Source organism: Pseudoxanthomonas sp. GW2 (assembly GCF_000283075.1).
Classification (GTDB): Bacteria; Pseudomonadota; Gammaproteobacteria; order Xanthomonadales; family Xanthomonadaceae; genus Pseudoxanthomonas.
This window is the reverse complement of the sequence record NZ_ALIP01000066.1, coordinates 1-836: the sequence shown is the minus strand read 5'-3', so window position 1 is coordinate 836 and position 836 is coordinate 1. Positions and strand designations below refer to the sequence as shown.

General features: G+C 76.2%; 2 protein-coding genes. Both read right to left on the bottom strand.

Translation table 11 applies throughout. From position 1 onward, the window contains the following. On the bottom strand, nucleotides 1-274 hold a 274-nt coding region (locus B351_RS0104710; protein WP_198006200.1), incomplete at its 3' end, for a hypothetical protein. Beyond that, on the bottom strand, nucleotides 274-836 hold a 563-nt coding region (locus B351_RS17755), incomplete at its 5' end, for a hypothetical protein (protein WP_019397895.1). The genes B351_RS17755 and B351_RS0104710, both read right to left, overlap by 1 nt.

The following is an 836-nucleotide window of genomic DNA, read 5'->3' as shown; positions in this document are numbered from 1 at the left end:
GCGCGGCCGCCTGCGCCGCGAACCGCGCCCGTCGCGCCGCCGGGCCGGCCGCACCCGCCGCCCTGGCGGCGCGCAGCGCGCGCAGGCCCAGCCAGGCGATGGCCGCCAGCGCGGGCACGGTAAGCGCGAGCATGGCCCAGGATGCCCCCCGCTGGCTCCAGCCCTCGCCGCAGGCCAGCCCCTGCAGGCTGTAGAGCACGACGAAGTGCACTGCCCACACCGCCATCGGCGCGGCAATGCCGGCGAGGGTCGAGGGACTGGCGAACCTGGCCATCACGCCCACTCCGGGAACAGGTGGATCACGCTCCAGGCGATCGCGCCCTGGGCGGCCACGTAGGCCCACAACGCCGCGGCGATGCGCTGCTCCAGCGGCCGCTCGGCGCTGACGTAGCCGCGCTGGCCGCGCGCAGCGACGAACAGGCCAACCAGCATCGCCACCGCCACATGCACCGAGTGGAAGCCGGCCAGGGTCCAGACCACCGAGGCATAGGCATGCTCGCCCGGCGCGCCGGTTCCCGACGCCACCGCCTGCCACTGCGCCCACAGGAAGCCGGCCCCGGCCAGCGCGGCCACGCCCAGCGGCAAGGCCAGGGCGCGCCCGCCCCCGCGGCGCATCAGCCGCGCGGAGGCCGCGGCAGCGATCCAGCACACGCCCAGCAGCACCAGCGCGACCCAGGCCGTGGGGTCCGCGCCCGCGTGCATCGGCGCCGGCGGCCAGGCCTCGGTGCCCAGCCACAGGTAGAAGTAGGCGAACACCAGCGACGCGAACAGCGAGCCGTCGATCAACAGCGACACCACCAGCGCCCACCAGCCCGGCGCGTTGCGGCAGGCGTACT